The organism is Brevundimonas sp. LPMIX5 (genome assembly GCF_003576505.1).
In the GTDB taxonomy this organism is placed as follows: Bacteria; Pseudomonadota; Alphaproteobacteria; order Caulobacterales; family Caulobacteraceae; genus Brevundimonas; species Brevundimonas naejangsanensis.
The window spans coordinates 53780-70139 of sequence record NZ_QWTZ01000016.1 but is presented as its reverse complement, the minus strand read 5'-3'; the positions used below and the strand labels follow the sequence as shown (position 1 = coordinate 70139).

The following is a 16360-nucleotide window of genomic DNA, read 5'->3' as shown; positions in this document are numbered from 1 at the left end:
CGCCGGGCCGCGAAATTGAGGTAAGCGAGAGGGTTCAGTCTCCGCCCTGGAACTCCGCTCTAGGAAATCGCGGGGGCGGCGACATCAAAAAATGGGTTTCGGAAGGTTTCTTTGCAATTCCGGGGCCGCCAGCGAGGGACGGCCTCTTGGGCGAGAGAAAATACTTCGGCACCGACGGCATTCGCGGCCGGGCCAACACCCATCCGATGACGGCCGAGGTGGCCCTGCGCGTCGGCCTGGCCGCCGGGCGGCTGTTCCGCACCGACGACGACCGGCGCCATCTGGTGGTGATCGGCAAGGACACGCGCCTGTCGGGCTATATGATCGAGCCCGCGCTGGTGGCGGGGCTGGCCTCGGTGGGCATGGACGTGCGCACCTTCGGGCCGCTGCCGACGCCGGGCGTGGCGATGATGACCCGCTCGATGCGGGCCGATCTGGGCATCATGATCTCGGCCTCGCACAACGACTACGCCGACAACGGCATCAAGCTGTTCGGCCCGGACGGCTACAAACTGTCGGACGAGATCGAGCTGAAGCTCGAAGCCATGATGGACGGGGCTCTGGATCAGGATCTGGCGCCGTCGAACAAGCTGGGCCGGGTCAAGCGCATCGACGACGCCCCGCCGCGCTATATCGAGATCGCTAAACAGGCCTTCCCCAAGCGTCTCAGCCTGAAGGGCCTGCGCATCGCCATCGACTGCGCCAACGGCGCGGGCTACCGCGTGGCGCCGACGACCCTCTATGAACTGGGCGCCGAGGTCTTCCCCGTCGGGGTGGAGCCGAACGGCCTGAACATCAACGCCGACTGCGGCTCGACCCATCCGGCCACGGTGTCCGAGGCGGTGAAACGCTATCGCTGCGACATCGGCATCGCGCTGGACGGCGACGCCGACCGGGTCATCATCTGCGATGAGAAGGGGCATGTGGTCGACGGCGATCAGATCATGGCCCTGATCGGTCTGGACTGGGCCAAGCGCGGGCGCCTGAACGGCAGGGGCGTGGTCGCCACCGTCATGTCCAACCTGGGTCTGGAGCGCCGTCTGAAGGCCGAGGGTCTGACGCTGGAGCGCACCAAGGTCGGCGATCGCTACGTCATGGAGCGGATGCGCGAGGGCGGCTTCAACATCGGCGGCGAACAGTCGGGCCACATCATCCTGAAGGATCACGCTACGACCGGCGACGGCCTGATGGCGGCGCTGCAGGTGCTGGCCGTGCTGGTCGAGGCGGGCGCGCCGATGAGCGAGCTGGCGCGCCAGTTCGAGCCGGTCCCGCAACTGCTTCAGAACGTCCGCTATACGGCTGGAAAGCCGCTGGAGGACGCGAACGTCAAGGCGGCGATGGCCGAGGCGGAAGCCGCCCTGAACGGCGCGGGCCGTCTTCTGGTCCGCCCCTCGGGCACGGAAAAGCTGATCCGCGTCATGGCCGAGGGCGACGACGAAGCCCTGGTCAAGCGCGTGGTCAACGACGTCGCCGAGGCGGTGAAGGCGGCGGGCTGATCGCCCGCCGCTCGCGCCGTCAGATGGCGGACAGGGCCTGACCCAGGTCGGCCCACAGGTCCTCGACGTTCTCGATCCCGACCGACAGGCGCACCAGATTGTCGCCGATGCCGCTGCGCGCCTTGGCTTCGGGCGTATAGTCCGAATGGGTCATGCTGGAGGGGTGGGAGGCCAGGCTCTCGGCGCCGCCCAGGCTGACGGCCAGTTTGAACAGGCGAAGCGCGTTCAGCATGCGGAAGGCCTCGGTCTCGCCGCCCGGCAGTTCCAGCGAGAAGGTCGAGCCGGAGCCCTTGCATTGGGCTTCGAAGATCGCCTGCTGTTCTGGCGAAGCGTCCGGGCCGCCCGCCGTCAGGACGGCGCTGACGCGCGGATCGGCGCGCAGGCGTTCGGCCAGGATCAGGGCGTTGTCCTGCGCGCGCTCCATGCGGATGTGCAGGGTCTCCAGACTGCGCAGCAGCAGCCAGGCGGTGTGCGGGTCGGCGGTCGTGCCGCAGATGGTCCGCATCTCGCCGACGCGCGCCATGAGGTCCGCCCCGCCCATGCAGCCGCCCGCGATCAGGTCCGAGTGGCCGCCGACGTATTTGGTCAGGGAATAGAGGACGAGGTCGGCGCCCAGCTCCAGCGGGCTTTGCCACAGAGGGCCGAGGAAGGTGTTGTCGACGGCGACTGCCGGAGGTTCGGCCTGATCCAGGGCCCTGGCGCCCGACACCGCGCGGGCGATGTCGACCAGTTGGTTGGTTGGGTTGGCGGGGGTCTCCAGATAGACGGCGGCCAGGCGTCCGCCCGTCGTCTTTGCATCCGCGGCGGCGGCGATCATGGCGGCGTCCAGGGCGTCGGCGCCCTCGGCGGCGGGGACGCTGATCGCCTTGACGCCGTAGCGGGGCAGGATGCGGTCGAACAGGTATTCGGTGCCGCCATAGGCCGGGGCCGTATAGACGATGACGTCGCCGGGCCGCACCAGGGCCAGCATGGCGGTCGAGATCGCGGCCATGCCGCTGGAGAAGACCAGAGCCTTGTCGGCCTTGTCCCAGACGGCGAGGCGGTCTTCGAGAATTTCGAGGTTCGGGTTGTTGATGCGCGAATAGATCAGGCCCAGCGCCTCGTCCGGGTCGCGCTGGCGCAGGCCATAGGCGACTTCGAAGAAGCGTTTGCCGTCCTCGGCCGATTTGAAGACGAAGGTCGAGGCCTGGAACAGCGGCGCCTTGATCGCGCCCTCCGACAGGGCCGGATCATAGCCGTAGCCCATCATCAGGGTTTCAGGCGCGAGGGTGCGGTCGCCGAGGACGCGCGTGCGGTGGCGGTTCATTTTTATGTTTCCTCTCCGGACCCGGTGATAGCCGACCACGGAAAGGCCCGCCAGCGGCTAGACTGTGGAGGAGGTTGTGTGGAGGCTGGAAAATTCGCCCCTAGCTGTGTGGACGACGATCAGGCGCTCAGGACGCGGGTCAGCGCCTCGATCCGCTGGCGGATGTCCGGCACGGCGATCGTTTCCCAGAAGGCGGCGCGGGCGGGGGGGCCGAGAGCGAACAGGGCGGGATCAGGGGCGCCGTCGGCGTGCAGGACGCGTCCGTCTGAGTCCAGGTCGAGGCCGAGGTCGGCCACGTCGAGGCGGGCGCGGCCTTCAGCGATCAGGGCGGCGGTCAGCGGCGCGCGAGCGGCATCGTGGCCGGGGCCGGTGCAGTCGATCAGCCAGGCGGCGGACAGCGTCTGTGTCGCGCCATTCTGTGTACGGACGGTTAGCGTCGCGCCTTCGCCATCAGCGGCGATCGCCTGGGCGCGGCCGGGGATGACCGTCAGGCGGCCTGCCGCCTTCAACGCCTCGAGTTCGGCGGCGACCTCAGGCGCGATGCGGTGGCGATGCACGTCCCACCAAGGGCGCAGATGGCGCAGGAAGCGGGCGCGCTCGGCGGATGTTGCGGCGCGCCACAGGTCGAGGGTGATCGGGCGATAACCCTCCATCACGCGGCGCCAACCGTGCTCGCGCGCCAGCCGACGGGCGGCGGCCAGACGGTCGGACAGGGCGCCGGTCAGCGCCTCGGGCGGCAGGTCGAGGGGGGCGTCGTGATGGGCGCCGTGGGCCAGCGGCAGCAGGCCGCGCCGCGACACGACCGTCGCATGGCCGCGCCAGTTCTGGGCCTGAAGCGCCAGGACGACATCGACCATGGTCAGGCCCGAACCGAGGATCACCACGTCGTCGTCGGGGGCGATGGCGCTCAGAGCGTCGGGGCTCCAAGGGTCGGCGATGCGTCGGGGGGCGGCGCCCGCCACGGCTGGGCGCGGCGGCGGATTGCCGGTGGCCAGCACCATAGCGCGGCCGGACAGGCGGGCGCCGTCGGCGAGGATGACGGTCTCGCCCTCGATGCGGACAGCCTCGCCCTTCACGTGGCGGATCAGGCCGGGATGGGCGGCCTCGGTCTGCGCAAGCCGGTCCTGCACATAGCGGCCGTAGAGGCGGCGCGGCGCGAAGCCGTTGGGATCGGCGAAATCGGGGGCGTGGAGCGCCAGCCAGTCGGTGAAGTCGGCCGGCCGGTCGGGGCGGGCGCTCATCCGCTCCGAGCGGACGTTGAGGCGGTGCGCGTCCAGCACAGCCGAATAGGCGACGCCGAGGCCGACCTGTTCGCTGCGCTCGATCAGAACCGAGGCCTGCCCCTGTTCGGCCAGGCGCGCGGCCAGCATGGCGCCGGAGAACCCGCCGCCGACGATGACCACGGGGAGGGAGGCGGCGTCGTTCATGGAACGACCATTGTCCACGACGCCGCCGCCGGTCAAACCGGAATCAGATTTCCTGGTTGAAGGCGCCGATTTCCGGGTGGGCGGCGAGGCGCGGCTTCACTTCCTTGCGGAACAGGTCGCGCATGTCGTCGGCCGAGCGCATGCTCTCGACCACGACGACCAGTTCCGGCTTGTTGGAAGAGGCGCGGACCAGCACCCAGGAGCCGTCCTCCAGGTGGACACGCACGCCGTTGACGGTGATGGCCTCGACGATCCTGCGGCCCAGGATCGAGCCGCCGGACGCCGCCAGATCCTCGTATTCCTTCACGATCCTGGCCAGCACGTCATACTTCAGCTCGTCGTCGCAGTGGGGCGACATGGTCAGGCTGGTCCAGGCGTCAGGCAGGGCGGTCTTCAGTTCGCTGAGGCTCCTGCCGGGATTGCGGTCCAGCATGGCCAGCACGGCGCCCGCCGCCACCAGGCCGTCGTCATAGCCGTGGCCCAGATCGCCCGACAGGAAGAAGTGGCCCGACTTCTCGAACCCGGCCAGGGCGCCCAGTTCGGCGGTCTTGCGCTTGATGTAGGAGTGGCCGGTCTTCCAGTAGACGGTGGTCGCACCGTTGGCCTTGAGCACCTCGTCGGTCTTGTACAGGCCGGTCGATTTCACATCGACGACGAAGGTCGCGTTCGGATGGATGGCGGACAGGTCGCGGGCCAGCATCAGGCCGATTTTGTCGGCGAAGATTTCCTCGCCCGTGTCATCGACCACGCCGCAGCGGTCGCCGTCGCCGTCGAAGCCCAGAGCCAGGTCGGCGCCCGTCTCCTTCACCTTGGCCGCCATCTGCACCAGCATGGCGTGATCTTCCGGGTTCGGATTGTATTTGGGGAAGGTGTAGTCGAGGTCGGTGTCCATCTCGATCACTTCGGCGCCCATCAGGCGCAGCACCTCGGGGGCGAAGGCGCCGGCCGTGCCGTTGCCGCAGGCGGCCACGACCTTCAGCGGGCGGGACAGCTTCACCTTGGACGCCACGTCCTTGATGTAGGTCTCGCGGAAGCCCTCGACGCGCTCGAGCCTGCCGCCGGGGCGGGCGACGCCCTCGCCATTCAGGACGATTTCCTTCAGGCGGCCCATCTCGTCAGGGCCAAAGGTCAGAGGCGCCTGTGCGCCCATCTTCACGCCAGTCCAGCCGTTCTCATTGTGGCTGGCGGTGACCATGGCGACGCAGGGGCAGTCCAGGGCGAACTGGGCGTAATAGGCCATCGGCGACAGGGCCAGGCCGATGTCCAGCACCTCCATCCCGCCTTCCAGCAGCCCCAGGATCAGCGCCTGCTTCACCGACAGGGAATAGCCGCGGAAGTCGTGGCCGACGGCGATCTTCGGCGTCTGGCCGATCTCGTGGACATAGGTGGCCAGGCCGAGGCCCAGGGCCTGAATGCCCAGCAGGTTGATCTCTTTCTCCAGAATCCAGCGGGCGTCGTATTCGCGAAAGCCGGTCGGTTTGACCAGGGGCAGGGTTTCATACTCCGCTGTGTTGGGGCGGATGTCCTGACGGGGCTTTTGCATGGTTATTCCTGGATAGGCCGCTGAGAGGCGCGGGGTCGCAAATCTGTCTGGCCCTATAGCCTTCCCCCGCTCGAGAGGCCACAACGCGCGACCCTTGTTATGGCTGCCGTCTTTATCCTGATGCGGCGAAACCTTGACCGCCCCCGCGTCGGGGGCCTAGCGAGAACCTCAAGATACGGATGCTCCCGGAGACCCTGATGACCCGCCTGATCCTGCTGCGCCATGGCCAGAGCCAATGGAACCTGGAGAACCGCTTCACCGGCTGGGTCGACGTCGACCTGACGGCCGAGGGCGAGGCCCAGGCCCGGCGCGGCGGCGAGCTGATCGCGCAGGCGGGGTTCAAGCCTGCCGTCATGTTCACCTCGGTGCTGAAGCGGGCCAAGCGCACCGGCGCCCTGGCGCTGGACTCGGCGGGTCTCAAGAACGTGCCGGTCATCGAGGACTGGCGCCTGAACGAGCGCCATTACGGCGGCCTGACCGGGCTGGACAAGGCCGAGACGGCGGCCAAGCACGGCGAGGATCAGGTCAAGGTCTGGCGCCGCAGCTATGACGTGCCGCCGCCGCCGCTGGCGCCGGGCGGCGAGTTCGATTTCGCCGGCGATCCCCGCTACGCCGGTAAGGAGATCCCGGACACCGAGAGCCTGAAGACGACGCTGGACCGGGTGCAGCCCTATTGGGACGCCGAGATCGCCCCGCGCCTGAAGGCGGGCGAGGACGTGCTGATCGCCGCCCACGGCAACTCCCTGCGCGCCATCGTCAAGTTGCTGTTCACGGTGCCGGACGACAGGATCGTCGACGTTGAGATCCCGACCGGCAACCCGCTGGAGATCGATCTGGACGCGGACCTGAAGCCGGTCGCCGCCCGCTATCTGGACGAGGGGCGGGCGCAAGCCCTGCCAGTTATCGCGTGAGCGGGGCGGCGGACGACGCTGTCTTCATGCGGCGGGCCATCGACCTGGCCCTGAGCCGCATGGGCGAGACCTGGCCCAATCCGGCCGTAGCCTGCGTTCTGGTCAAGGACGGGGTCGTGCTGGCCGAGGCGGCGACGGCGCCGGGCGGACGCCCGCACGCCGAGGAACAAGCCGTGCCCGAGGCGGGCGAGGCCGTGAAGGGCGCGACCGCCTATGTGACGCTGGAGCCGTGCGGCGCCCGTTCGTCGGGCCGCAAGTCCTGCGCCCACTTTCTGGCCGAGGCCGGGGTCGAGCGGGTGGTGATCGCCGCGCTGGACCCGTCGCCCTTCGCCTCGGGCCGGGGCACGGAGCGGCTGCGCCAGTCGGGCCTGAAGGTCGAGACGGGACTGCTGTCGGAAGAGGCCGCCGTCCTGTGCGAAGGCTTCCTGCATCGGCTTGAGACAGGCCGTCCGATGGTGCGGATCAGCGAGGACGGCGCGGGCTTCGACGGCCGCTTCGCCGCCGCGCCGCGCGCCGATCTGACGACCGAGCTGAACCGGCTGGGCGAGGCGGGCTATACCCGCCTGTGGACCCAGGACGGCGAGCTGGCCGAGGCCCTGCGCGAACAGGGGCTGCTGACGGAATAGGCGGCCCGGCCGTAGAGACGGGTCGGGAAAAACCCTTGTTTCCGAAAAGCTTCCTTAATCCGGCGTAAGCCATAAACGGCCCCATGAGCGAGGCCGTCGAACCCGTCCGCAGGAAACTGACTCAGGAAGAGGTCGACGCCGTCTGCCTGAAGCACGACCGGCTGTGGCAGGCGCGGCCGGGCGGGGCGCGGGCGGTCTTCGCCTGGATGGACCTGTCGGGCGTGTCCCTGCGCGGGCGCAATCTGGCCGACGCCGACTTCACCGCCGCCTGCCTGATCGGCTGCGACCTGACCGGGGCCAAGCTGGACAACGCCAACTTCTTCGGCGCGGACATGCAGGATGCGACCCTGGTCGACGCCAGCCTGCGCCGGGCCGATCTGCGCGGGGCCTGCCTGCGCGGCGCGGACCTGTCGGGCGCCGACCTGTTCGAGGCTGACCTGCGCGAAGGCACCATCGCCGCCAAGGACGCCAAGCTGGGCTTCCGCGTCGTCGAGGCGCGCAAGCGGTCGGAGACGGAGGCGCAGGGGGCCGTGCTGGCGGGCGCCAATCTTCAGCGGTCGCGCATGACCGGCGTGATCGCCGTGGCCGCCGACTTCACCGACGCTGTCATGAAGGACTGCAAGCTGGTCCGGGCCAATCTGAAACAGGCCAGCTTTCGCGGCGCCGATCTGGCCGGGGCGGACCTGTCGGGCGCCGACCTGTCGGGCGCAGACCTCAGCGACGCCATCCTGGTGGGCGTCAAGGCGGCCATGTGGCGGACCGACGGGGCCAATATGGACGGCGCCCTGGTCGATAATCGCCCGGCGGGCGAGCCGGTCAGCGAGATGCCTGCCGCCGAGATGCTGCGCGAACACGCCCAGTGGTGCGAGACGGGCGGCGCCGAGGGCCAGCCCTCGGTGTTCGACGGGGTCGATCTAAGGCCGCTGGAGAGCATTCGCGGGCTGAACCTGACGGCCCTGTCGGCCAAGGGAGCGGTCTTCTACGGCCTGGACATGGAAGGGGTTCAGCTTCAGGGGGCGCAGCTGGAAGGCGCCGACCTGCGCTCGGCCAATCTACGTCGGGCGGATCTGCGCGGGGCGCGGTTGACGCGAGCGCGGCTGAACGGAGCGGACCTGCGCGAGGCGCAACTGGGGCCCTTGATGCTGACGGCGGATCGGCTGATGCCCGCCGATCTGAGCGGGGCGAACCTGCGCGGCGCCGACCTGACGGGAGCGGACATGCGTCGGGCCGTGCTGAGCGAGGCGGACCTCAGCCGGGCGATCCTGCACGGCGCCCAGACCAGACAGGCCGACTTCACCGGGGCCCAGACCAGCGGCGCGCGCGGGCTGGACCTTGCCGACCTGAACGCGGGTTAGCATCCGCCCACGAAAAAGGGGCGACGCGAACGCCGCCCCTCAGACCGGTCACTCAGGCGAAAAGGCCTTAAGCCGCCTTCTTGGCCTTGGGTTCGGCCTTGCCCTCGATCAGGGGCGAGCCGGCGGCGATCTCGATGTTGCGGGGCTTGAGGGCCTCGGGCAGTTCGCGCTTCAGCTCGATGGTCAGAAGGCCGTGGGCCAGGGCAGCGCCCTTGACCACCACATAGTCGGCCAGCTGGAACCGGCGCTCGAAGTCGCGCTCGGCCAAGCCGCGATGCAGGAAGGTGCGCTGGGCGCCGTCGCTGTCATTGGCGGCCTTCTTGCCGGTGACGGTCAGCAGGTTTTCCTTGGCCTCGATGTTCAGCTCATCGGCAGAGAAACCGGCGACGGCGATCTCGATGCGATAGGCGTCCTCGCCCGTCGTTTCGATGTTGTAGGGAGGCCAGCCGTTTTCCGGGCCGGATCGCGCGGCGGTTTCCAACTGACGGACCAGACGGTCGAAACCGACGGCGGAACGGTACAGCGGCGAGAAATCATAGGTACGCATGGGTCATCCTTCTGACATTCAGCAAGGTTGAGCCGTCCGGCGATTTGGCCCCGGACGACGAAGGGTTTCAGCCCCGGCGGTCCGCATTCGGCCCCGTCAGGTCTGGAGAGCCCGAGGATCGGCGCTCTCGGATGAAGAGGTAGGAGGCCGTTTTTCGGGCGCAAGGGGCCGCGCGAAATCGCCGCTCCACCGCATCGACGCCTTGCGGCGGCCGCGAAGCGCCGTAAGGATTTTACTTTCAGTATTGGGAAGCGGCCGGAGCCCTCATGCGAACCCTCGCCTTCATCGCCCTCGCCGGGGCCGTTCTCGGCTCGCCCCTTGTCGCCACGGCCGCCCTGGCGCAGGCGGCGCCGTCCGAGGCGATGGCCCTGCCGCGCCGTCAGGGCCTGTCGATGGAGATGCCGACCCTTAGCGAGGACGCGGCGCTTCAGGCGGCCGTGGCCTCGACCGCCCGACCCGAGGCGGACCGCGCCCGCGACGGCGACCGCCACCCGTTCGAGACCCTGACCTTCTGGGGGCTGCAGCCGGGCCTGACGGTGGTGGAGATCGAGCCGGGTCGGGCCGGGTGGTGGCGCAACATCCTGGAGCCCTATGCGGCGGCGACCGGCGGGCGATACGTCCCGGTCAACCGTCCGACCGAGGGCATGGGCGTCGCCGACGGAACGGCGGACATGGTCGTGGTGGCCCGCGCCTTCCATAACTGGTCGCGCGACGGTCGGGCCGAGCCCTATCTGGCGGCCTTCTTCACGGCGCTGAAGCCTGGCGGAGTGCTGGCGGTCGAACAGCACCGCGCGGCCGATGGGCTGAACGTCGCCGATACGGCGCCGACCGGCTATGTCCCCGAAAGCTGGCTGATCCACGCCGCCCGCCGCGCGGGCTTCGAACTGGAGGCCCGTAGCGAGCTGAACGCCAACCCGAAGGACGATAGGGATCACCCCTTCGGCGTGTGGAGCCTGAAGCCGACCCGCACCTCGGAGCGCGACGGCCGGACGCTGACGTCCGATGAACGCGCGGCTCTGGACGCGATCGGCGAAAGCGACCGCATGACCCTGCGCTTCCGCAAGCCCTACGCCGCTGACTGACGCGCCACATGACAATGCAGTGCGTGGTTTTGACCCTGGCGCAGAAGCGCCTTAAGCCCCAGACGAACACCCTGAACGAGCAGGCAGGCGGCGAGAGGAAGCGCGCATGACAGAACGATCGACGCGGCGATCCGTCCTGGCCGGCGCCAGCGCCCTGGCCTTGGTCGCGCCCCTGTTCGGCCTGGCCGCCTGCGGCCGCAAGGACGAGGCGCCGACGCCCGCGCCTGAGGCCCCCAAGGGGCCGCCCGAAGGCTCGCTGGAATGGGCGGTCGCCGGTTCGTGGCGCACGGCGGACGACAAGGCGCGCGACGTCTGGCGCCACCCGGTCGAGACGCTGCGTTTCTTCGGCCTGCAGCCGAAGATGACGGTCGTGGACTTCTGGCCCGGCAGCGGCTGGTACGCCGAGATCCTGGCCCCCTATCTGAACCGGGGCGGCGGGACACTGTATCTGGCGGGCTTTGTCGAGGGGCCGAACGCCGACCCGGCCCAGGTCGCCATCAACAATGCGCTGAAGGCCCGTATCCTGGGATCCAAGAAGCTGTACGGGCCGGTGCAGTTCACAGCCTTCGGGCCAGGCTCGGACCCGGTGGCTCCGGCGGGCGCGGCCGACATGGTGCTGTTCATGCGCTATATTCACGCCTGGATGGCGGCGGGGATCGCCGAAAAGGCCTTCGCCGACGCCTTCACGGCTCTGCGGCCGGGCGGAATCCTGGGGATTGAACAGCATCGTCTTCAGCCGGACGAGGATCAGGACCCGGCCGCCGCCAACGGCTATGTGCAGGAAGCCTTCGTGCGCCAACTGGCCGAAGAGGCGGGCTTCGTCTTTGTCGAGGCGTCCGAGATCAACGCCAATCCGGACGACACCAAGGATCATCCGTTCGGGGTCGAGACCCTGGCGCCGCGCCGTCTGACGGCGCCGATGGGCCAGCCCGCCGATCCCGAGTTCGACCGGACGAAATATGACGCCATCGGTGAAAGCGACCGCATGACGCTGAAGTTCAGGAAACCCGAGTGAGCCGCCCCGCCGCCTTCGCCGCCCATGCGCCGCTGATGGGAGTGCCGGGCGCCGCCTGTCCGCCGGGCGGCCAGGGCGACTGGTTCCGGGGCGCCGGGGGCCTGCGACTGCGCGCCGGTTTCTGGACGCCTTCGACCCTGCAGGCCAAGACGCCGCGCGGAACGGTGGTGCTGAGCCCCGGCCGCACCGAGCCGATCGAGAAGTATTTCGAGCTGATCGGCAACTTCCTGGCGCGCGGCTTCTGCGTGCTGGCGCACGACTGGCGGGGGCAGGGACTGTCGGCGCGGCTGCTGCCGGACCGGCTGCGCGGCCACGCCCGGGCGGTCGAGGAGTTCCTGGACGACTACGCCCGCCTGCTGGACGCCTATGAGGCGCGTGCGCCGAAGCCCTGGATCATGGTCGGCCATTCGATGGGCGGGTGTCTGAACCTTCTCACGCTGGAGACGGGCGAGAGCCGGTTCGGCGGCGCCGTCCTGTCCAGCCCCATGCTGCGGATCAAGACCGGCAAACGCTCGATGTGGACGGTCAAGCTGGCCGTGCGCTGGGCGCTGCGCCACGGCAAGGGCGGCGACTATGTGCTGGACGATCCGGACGACCCCTTCGACCACACCTTCGACAACGACGCCCTGACGTCCGACCGGGCGCGCTACGACCTGTGGCGTCAGCAGCTTTACGCCTGTCCGCACCTGGCCATCGGCGGTCCGACCTGGGGCTGGCTGGCCTTTGCCCTGGATGCGGGCGAGCGGGCGCTGAAGCCCCGCGCGCTCAAGAGCGTGAAGATTCCGGTCTGCGTGGTCCAGGCGGCCGAGGACGACAAGGTCTGGAAGCAGACCAACCGCTGGGCGGCCCGGCGCATGGGACGCGGCCGCTATGTCGAGGTCCCTGCCGCCAAACATGAGGTGATCATGGAGGTCGACGAGCTGCGCGGGGTCTTCCTGCACGAGTTCGACGCCCTGGCCGACTATGTAGCGCCGGGGCCGGAAGCGGCCTCGACCTCTCCGGCGGCGCGGACGGCCGAGCCCGCCTGATCAGTCAGGCGGCGGCCAGCAGGGGCAGGGCCTGATCCGTCAGGCGGGCGTCGCCGACCGCCAGGACGCGGCCGTCGGCCTCATGCGGGGGCTGGCCGCTCCAGTCGGTGAACCGGCCGCCCGCCGCCTCGACCAGAGGCTTGAGCGCCGACCAGTCCCATATCTGAAGCTCGCTCTCGGCCACCAGGTCGATGCTTCCCGCCGCGACCATGGCGTAGGCGTAGCCGTCGCAGCCCAGCCGGGCCAGGCGGGCCGAGGCGCGCAGCCGGTCCCAGGCGGCCCGGTCGGCGCCGGTGAAGATTTCGGGGTCGGTGGTGGCGATCAGCGCCTGATCCAGATTCGAGCAGGAGCGGGTCCTGAGCGGGGTCTCGCTGTCGCCTTTCAGCAGGCGCGCGCCGGACGGGCCGCCCAGGAATATCTCGCCCAGATAAGGCTGGCCGACGGCGCCGATGACGGGGGCGCCGTCCCGGCGCAGGGCGATCAGGGTGGTCCACAAAGGCAGGCCGGCGATGAAGGCGCGGGTGCCGTCGATGGGGTCCAGCACCCAGACGTGTTCGGCGTCGGGCCGATCCTGGCCGTACTCCTCGCCGATGACGCCGTGGTCGGGATAGCGGGCGGCGATGAGGCGGCGGATGGCGGCCTCGGCTGCGCGATCGGCTTCGGTGACGGGGTCGAAGGCGCCGGGGACGCCCTTGTCTTCCTGAGCGAAGGCGCCGCGGAAGAAGGGCAGGGCGACGCGCGCAGCCTCACGCGATAGCTCGACGGCGAAGGATTCCATCTCGGTCATGCGACCCGGATACACGGTCCTTTGACGCAGGACGAGGGTCGGCAGATGGGAGGGGCGAGCGTCAGGCGGCGTTGAGCGTCGGGTGCAGGGGGGAGGTCGGCAGGGCGGCGGGCTCGGCGGACAGGCCGTCGTAGAAATAGGTGACGGGCGTTTCCAGCGCTTCGGCCAGTTCCCACAGACGGGCGGCGGACAGGCGGTTGGCGCCGCATTCGTATTTCTGGATCTGCTGAAAGCGGACGCCCACGCGATCGCCCAACTGCTGCTGGGTCAGACCCAGAAGACGGCGACGTCGGCGCAGGCGACGGCCCAGGTGCAGGTCGATTTCGGCGGCCATGACCCTATCCCATCGTGGAGGCTGTGCCGGTTCGGCACGTGACAGGAGGAAGCTCGCAAACGGCGTGCCGACTTCCCCTCAGCGGGGAAGGCGCATGACATGAGGCAACCGCCGCGGCGTACGCGCATTAACGGCCAAGGCGGACAGCCTTTTCAGGAAGGAAGAAACATGGGTGGATTTGGATTCATCGCCTGGATCATCATCGGCATCGTCGCCGGATGGCTGGCGGAGAAGATCATGAAGCGGGACCACGGCCTGCTGACCAATCTGATCGTCGGCGTGGTCGGCGCGCTGATCGGCGGGTTCCTGGCCAATAATCTGTTGGGCGTGGACGCGGCCGGCAACTGGATCGTCGGCATCATCGTCGCCACGATCGGCGCCGTGGTGCTGCTGTTCCTGCTGGGCCTGGTGAAGCGACGCGCCTAGCGCCGGTCGTACGACCACAAACTAAGGGGCGGCCCGAAGGGCCGCCCCTTTTGTCGTGAACCAGACTCTTAGTAAGGTTCGTCGGTCGGTTCATCGCCGGTCGGCTCATCGCTGCTCGGCGCATCAGCCGGAGCGGCGTCCGGGGTCGGCTCGGCCGTATCCGAAGGAATCGGCGGGGCCGACTGGACATCCGAAGCGCTGGCGTCGACAACGATGTCAGAGCCGTCCTGGCGGATGCCGGCCAGCGGCACCGGGCGGACCTGGCCATCGGCGGTGCGGACCGTCAGTTCCTGGCCGTTGGCGCCGTTCTGGACGCCGACCAGCTTGCCGATCTCGGAGCCGTCAGCGCTCTTGACGGTCGTACCCGGCGTCAGGGTCAGGCTCTGCGGTTGAGCCGCAGCCGCCTCAGCGGGAGCCGGTTCGGGCGTCTGCGACGTCGTGGCGTCCTGGGCGAAGGCAGGGGCGGCGATGAACAAGGCGCCGGCGATGCCGGTCAGCAGGGCGGTTTTGCGGATCATGAGAAACTCCTGGAAGGCGAGCTCGGCGCTCGCGAAAAAATGAACCCCTGTGATCGCGGATGGTTTCGTCTGCCCTGAAATGACCTTTTACTGGCCCCAAACGGCCGATTCTTGCTCACCGGAGGGTGGTTGACCAAATCCAGCGCAAAACATGACCCGTGGCGCATCACGCGCCGCCTCGCGGGCCTGGCCTATGAGTTGACGCCGCAGATGTTTGCGGCCGCCACCTTCCTGCTGGGCGGGGTGATGTTGCTGTCGGCGGTGACGCCGGCTTTCAATGACCGGCTGGCGGCGCTGGGCCGTTTCTATCCGCCGCTGCTGATCGACCTGTCGCACTTCGCCGCCAGCGTGACCGGTTTTGTTCTACTGCTGATCTCGGCGGGGCTGTGGCGACGGCGGCGCGGCGCCTATTACGCGGCGCTGGCGGTCCTTCTGGTCGGAGCGGTCTTTTCGTTGCTGAGGGGGCTGGACTGGGCCCAGGCGATCGAACTGACGGTGGCGGCGGCCCTGTTGACGCCATGCCGGGCGGCCTTCAATCGCCGCTCGCGTCTGGGAGAGCCGCTGCGGCCGGGGTGGCTGCTCATGCTGGCGGCGGCGGTGGCGGCCATGCTGTGGCTGGGCTTCTTCGCCTATCGCGACACCGCCTATACGGACGAGCTGTGGTGGACCTTTCTGGTCGACAAACAGGCGTCGGGCTTCCTGCGCGCCGGGGCGGTGCTGGCGGTGCTGACCCTGGCGGTGGCCATACGTTCGCTGACGACGGCGCCGGGCGCCAGCACCCACGGCCCCGCCGCCCCGGAAGAGGTCGAACGCGCCCGGCAGGCGCTGAGGAGCGCTGAACTGGCCGCTCCCGAGGCGGAACTGGCCCTGCTGGGCGACAAGGCCCTGTTGTTCAGTCCGTCCGGCCGCAGCTTCATCGCCTATCGCGTGCGGGGGCGCCGCTGGATCGCCATGGGCGAACCGGCGGGCCTGGCGGCGGAACGGCTGGAGCTGCTGTGGACCTTCGCCCAGCTGGCCGACAGTTACGGCGGGGCGGCGGTCTTCTATTCGGTAGGCGAAGGGCTGCTGGCGGACCTGGCGACCCTGGGTCTGGCGGTCCGCAAGGTCGGGGAAGCCGCCGTGATCGACACCGCCCGGTTCACGACCGAGGGCAAGGGCAGGCAGAACCTGCGCACCGCCGTCAACCGCGCCGAACGCGAGGGCGCCGGTTTCGAAGTGGCCCCGCCCGGCGCGGCGCGCGGGCTGGAGGCCGAACTGCGCGCCGTGTCGGACGCCTGGCTGAGGCACCATAACGGCTCGGAGAAGGCCTTTTCGCTCGGCCGGTTCGATATCGACTACCTGGACCGCCAACCCCTGGCCCTGGTGCGCGAGAACGGCCGCATCGTCGCCTTCGCCAATCTGTTGAGCGGGGCGGGCGGCGGGGAGGTCATGATCGACCTGATGCGCTACGACCCCCAGGGGCCGAACGGCGTGATGGACTATCTGTTCACCCGCACCGCGCAGTGGGCGCGCGATCAGGGACTGGCGCGGCTGGATCTGGGCATGGCGCCGCTGTCGGGCCTTGAGGACCGGCGGACGGCTCCGGTTTTCGCCCGGGTCGGCGCCCTGGTGTTCGAGGAAGGCGGCGCCGTCTACGGCTTCCAGGGCTTGCGCGCCTACAAGGCCAAGTTCGGCCCCGCCTGGCGATCAAAGTTCATCGCCGCCCCGCCCAGCACGCCGCTGCCTCTGGCCCTGCTGGACGTGGCCCTGCTGACCAGCGGCGGCTGGCTGGGGCTGCTGGGATTGAGGCGCTAGCGATCTTTTCCCTCCCCTTCATGGGGAGGGTGGCGCGCAGCGCCGGGTGGGGAGGGCTGCGTGAAACGGCCATTCGCTTCTGCATAAGGCAAGACAAAGGCGGCGGGCTGTTCGCCGCGCCGCCCCCACCCGGCCTCGCCTGACGGCTCGGCCACCCTCCCCATG

15 protein-coding genes and 1 pseudogene are annotated in these 16360 nt (G+C 69.3%); 9 read left to right on the top strand and 7 right to left on the bottom strand.

The features are described 5' to 3' along the window. Window positions 1–146 precede the first annotated feature (146 nt). Window positions 147–1496, top strand: coding sequence for a phosphoglucosamine mutase (gene glmM, locus D1604_RS14115; RefSeq protein ID WP_119413799.1), 1350 nt, complete (start codon window positions 147–149; stop codon window positions 1494–1496). Window positions 1497–1515: 19 nt separating this feature from the next. Here the strand turns inward: glmM and D1604_RS14110 are convergent, their stop codons facing one another. The 3 genes from D1604_RS14110 to D1604_RS14100 all read right to left on the bottom strand — a co-directional run bounded on the left by D1604_RS14110 (window position 1516) and on the right by D1604_RS14100 (window position 5772). After that, window positions 1516–2802 carry a cystathionine gamma-synthase family protein gene (locus D1604_RS14110; RefSeq protein WP_119413798.1) on the bottom strand — a complete coding sequence of 429 codons (1287 nt, stop codon included), beginning with the start codon at window positions 2800–2802 and terminating at the stop codon, window positions 1516–1518. A gap of 119 nt (window positions 2803–2921) precedes the next feature. Beyond that, window positions 2922–4229 carry an FAD/NAD(P)-binding protein gene (locus D1604_RS14105; protein WP_119413823.1) on the bottom strand — a complete coding sequence of 436 codons (1308 nt, stop codon included), beginning with the start codon at window positions 4227–4229 and terminating at the stop codon, window positions 2922–2924. Between the two features lie 43 nt (window positions 4230–4272). Then, a complete protein-coding gene (locus D1604_RS14100; protein WP_119413797.1) occupies window positions 4273–5772 on the bottom strand; it encodes a phosphomannomutase/phosphoglucomutase in 1500 nt (499 codons plus the stop codon). Between the two features lie 197 nt (window positions 5773–5969). On the opposite strand from D1604_RS14100, the gene gpmA reads away from it, so the two are divergent. From gpmA to D1604_RS14085, 3 genes are all read left to right on the top strand, one after another. Further along, window positions 5970–6683: a 2,3-diphosphoglycerate-dependent phosphoglycerate mutase gene (gpmA, locus tag D1604_RS14095; protein WP_119413822.1), complete on the top strand. Its 714-nt coding sequence runs from the start codon at window positions 5970–5972 to the stop codon at window positions 6681–6683. Continuing rightward, window positions 6680–7309, top strand: a complete 630-nt coding sequence (locus D1604_RS14090) for a bifunctional diaminohydroxyphosphoribosylaminopyrimidine deaminase/5-amino-6-(5-phosphoribosylamino)uracil reductase RibD (protein WP_024355046.1) — start codon at window positions 6680–6682, stop codon at window positions 7307–7309. The genes gpmA and D1604_RS14090 overlap by 4 nt, the downstream gene beginning before the upstream one ends. Window positions 7310–7392: 83 nt before the next feature. Then, window positions 7393–8664 (top strand): pentapeptide repeat-containing protein, encoded by a 1272-nt coding sequence (locus tag D1604_RS14085; protein ID WP_119413796.1) that lies wholly within the window; start codon window positions 7393–7395, stop codon window positions 8662–8664. 67 nt (window positions 8665–8731) lie between these two features. Here the strand turns inward: D1604_RS14085 and D1604_RS14080 are convergent, their stop codons facing one another. Further along, window positions 8732–9211 (bottom strand): Hsp20 family protein, encoded by a 480-nt coding sequence (locus D1604_RS14080; RefSeq protein ID WP_024355044.1) that lies wholly within the window; start codon window positions 9209–9211, stop codon window positions 8732–8734. A gap of 266 nt (window positions 9212–9477) precedes the next feature. On the opposite strand from D1604_RS14080, the gene D1604_RS14075 reads away from it, so the two are divergent. The 3 genes from D1604_RS14075 to D1604_RS14065 all read left to right on the top strand — a co-directional run bounded on the left by D1604_RS14075 (window position 9478) and on the right by D1604_RS14065 (window position 12336). Continuing rightward, window positions 9478–10293, top strand: a complete 816-nt coding sequence (locus D1604_RS14075; protein WP_119413795.1) for a class I SAM-dependent methyltransferase — start codon at window positions 9478–9480, stop codon at window positions 10291–10293. A 106-nt stretch (window positions 10294–10399) separates the two neighbouring features. Then, a complete protein-coding gene (locus tag D1604_RS14070) occupies window positions 10400–11308 on the top strand; it encodes a class I SAM-dependent methyltransferase (protein ID WP_119413794.1) in 909 nt (302 codons plus the stop codon). After that, the gene (locus D1604_RS14065) at window positions 11305–12336 is read left to right on the top strand and encodes an alpha/beta fold hydrolase (protein ID WP_119413793.1); all 1032 of its coding nucleotides are present in this window, start codon (window positions 11305–11307) and stop codon (window positions 12334–12336) included. The genes D1604_RS14070 and D1604_RS14065 overlap by 4 nt, the downstream gene beginning before the upstream one ends. A 4-nt stretch (window positions 12337–12340) precedes the next feature. On the opposite strand, the gene hisN is transcribed toward D1604_RS14065, so the two are convergent. After that, complete coding sequence (gene hisN, locus D1604_RS14060; protein WP_119413792.1) at window positions 12341–13123, bottom strand: histidinol-phosphatase; 783 nt, start codon at window positions 13121–13123, stop codon at window positions 12341–12343. A gap of 118 nt (window positions 13124–13241) precedes the next feature. Next, window positions 13242–13457 (bottom strand): annotated as a pseudogene (locus tag D1604_RS14055) (helix-turn-helix domain-containing protein); the annotation flags it as partial. A gap of 168 nt (window positions 13458–13625) precedes the next feature. Here D1604_RS14055 and D1604_RS14050 point away from each other — a divergent pair. After that, entirely contained in the window at window positions 13626–13883 is a 258-nt protein-coding gene (locus tag D1604_RS14050; protein ID WP_024355038.1) for a GlsB/YeaQ/YmgE family stress response membrane protein, read from the top strand. A 68-nt stretch (window positions 13884–13951) separates the two neighbouring features. On the opposite strand, the gene D1604_RS14045 is transcribed toward D1604_RS14050, so the two are convergent. Continuing rightward, a complete protein-coding gene (locus tag D1604_RS14045; protein WP_119413791.1) occupies window positions 13952–14401 on the bottom strand; it encodes a superoxide dismutase in 450 nt (149 codons plus the stop codon). 129 nt (window positions 14402–14530) lie between these two features. Between D1604_RS14045 and D1604_RS14040 the strand changes: the two genes are divergently transcribed. After that, complete coding sequence (locus tag D1604_RS14040; protein WP_119413790.1) at window positions 14531–16195, top strand: phosphatidylglycerol lysyltransferase domain-containing protein; 1665 nt, start codon at window positions 14531–14533, stop codon at window positions 16193–16195. Window positions 16196–16360: the final 165 nt, after the last annotated feature.

Excerpts from the sequence above, each read along its gene's own strand:
- gpmA (WP_119413822.1), top strand. The coding sequence starts at position 5,970 with ATGACCCGCCTGATCCTGCTGCGCCATGGCCAGAGCCAATGGAACCTG.
- D1604_RS14075 (WP_119413795.1), top strand. The coding sequence starts at position 9,478 with ATGCGAACCCTCGCCTTCATCGCCCTCGCCGGGGCCGTTCTCGGCTCG.
- D1604_RS14050 (WP_024355038.1), top strand. The coding sequence starts at position 13,626 with ATGGGTGGATTTGGATTCATCGCCTGGATCATCATCGGCATCGTCGCC.
- D1604_RS14105 (WP_119413823.1), bottom strand. The coding sequence starts at position 4,229 with ATGAACGACGCCGCCTCCCTCCCCGTGGTCATCGTCGGCGGCGGGTTC.
- hisN (WP_119413792.1), bottom strand. The coding sequence starts at position 13,123 with ATGACCGAGATGGAATCCTTCGCCGTCGAGCTATCGCGTGAGGCTGCG.
- D1604_RS14110 (WP_119413798.1), bottom strand. The coding sequence starts at position 2,802 with ATGAACCGCCACCGCACGCGCGTCCTCGGCGACCGCACCCTCGCGCCT.
- D1604_RS14100 (WP_119413797.1), bottom strand. The coding sequence starts at position 5,772 with ATGCAAAAGCCCCGTCAGGACATCCGCCCCAACACAGCGGAGTATGAA.
- D1604_RS14085 (WP_119413796.1), top strand. The coding sequence starts at position 7,393 with ATGAGCGAGGCCGTCGAACCCGTCCGCAGGAAACTGACTCAGGAAGAG.
- D1604_RS14045 (WP_119413791.1), bottom strand. The coding sequence starts at position 14,401 with ATGATCCGCAAAACCGCCCTGCTGACCGGCATCGCCGGCGCCTTGTTC.
- D1604_RS14080 (WP_024355044.1), bottom strand. The coding sequence starts at position 9,211 with ATGCGTACCTATGATTTCTCGCCGCTGTACCGTTCCGCCGTCGGTTTC.
- D1604_RS14070 (WP_119413794.1), top strand. The coding sequence starts at position 10,400 with ATGACAGAACGATCGACGCGGCGATCCGTCCTGGCCGGCGCCAGCGCC.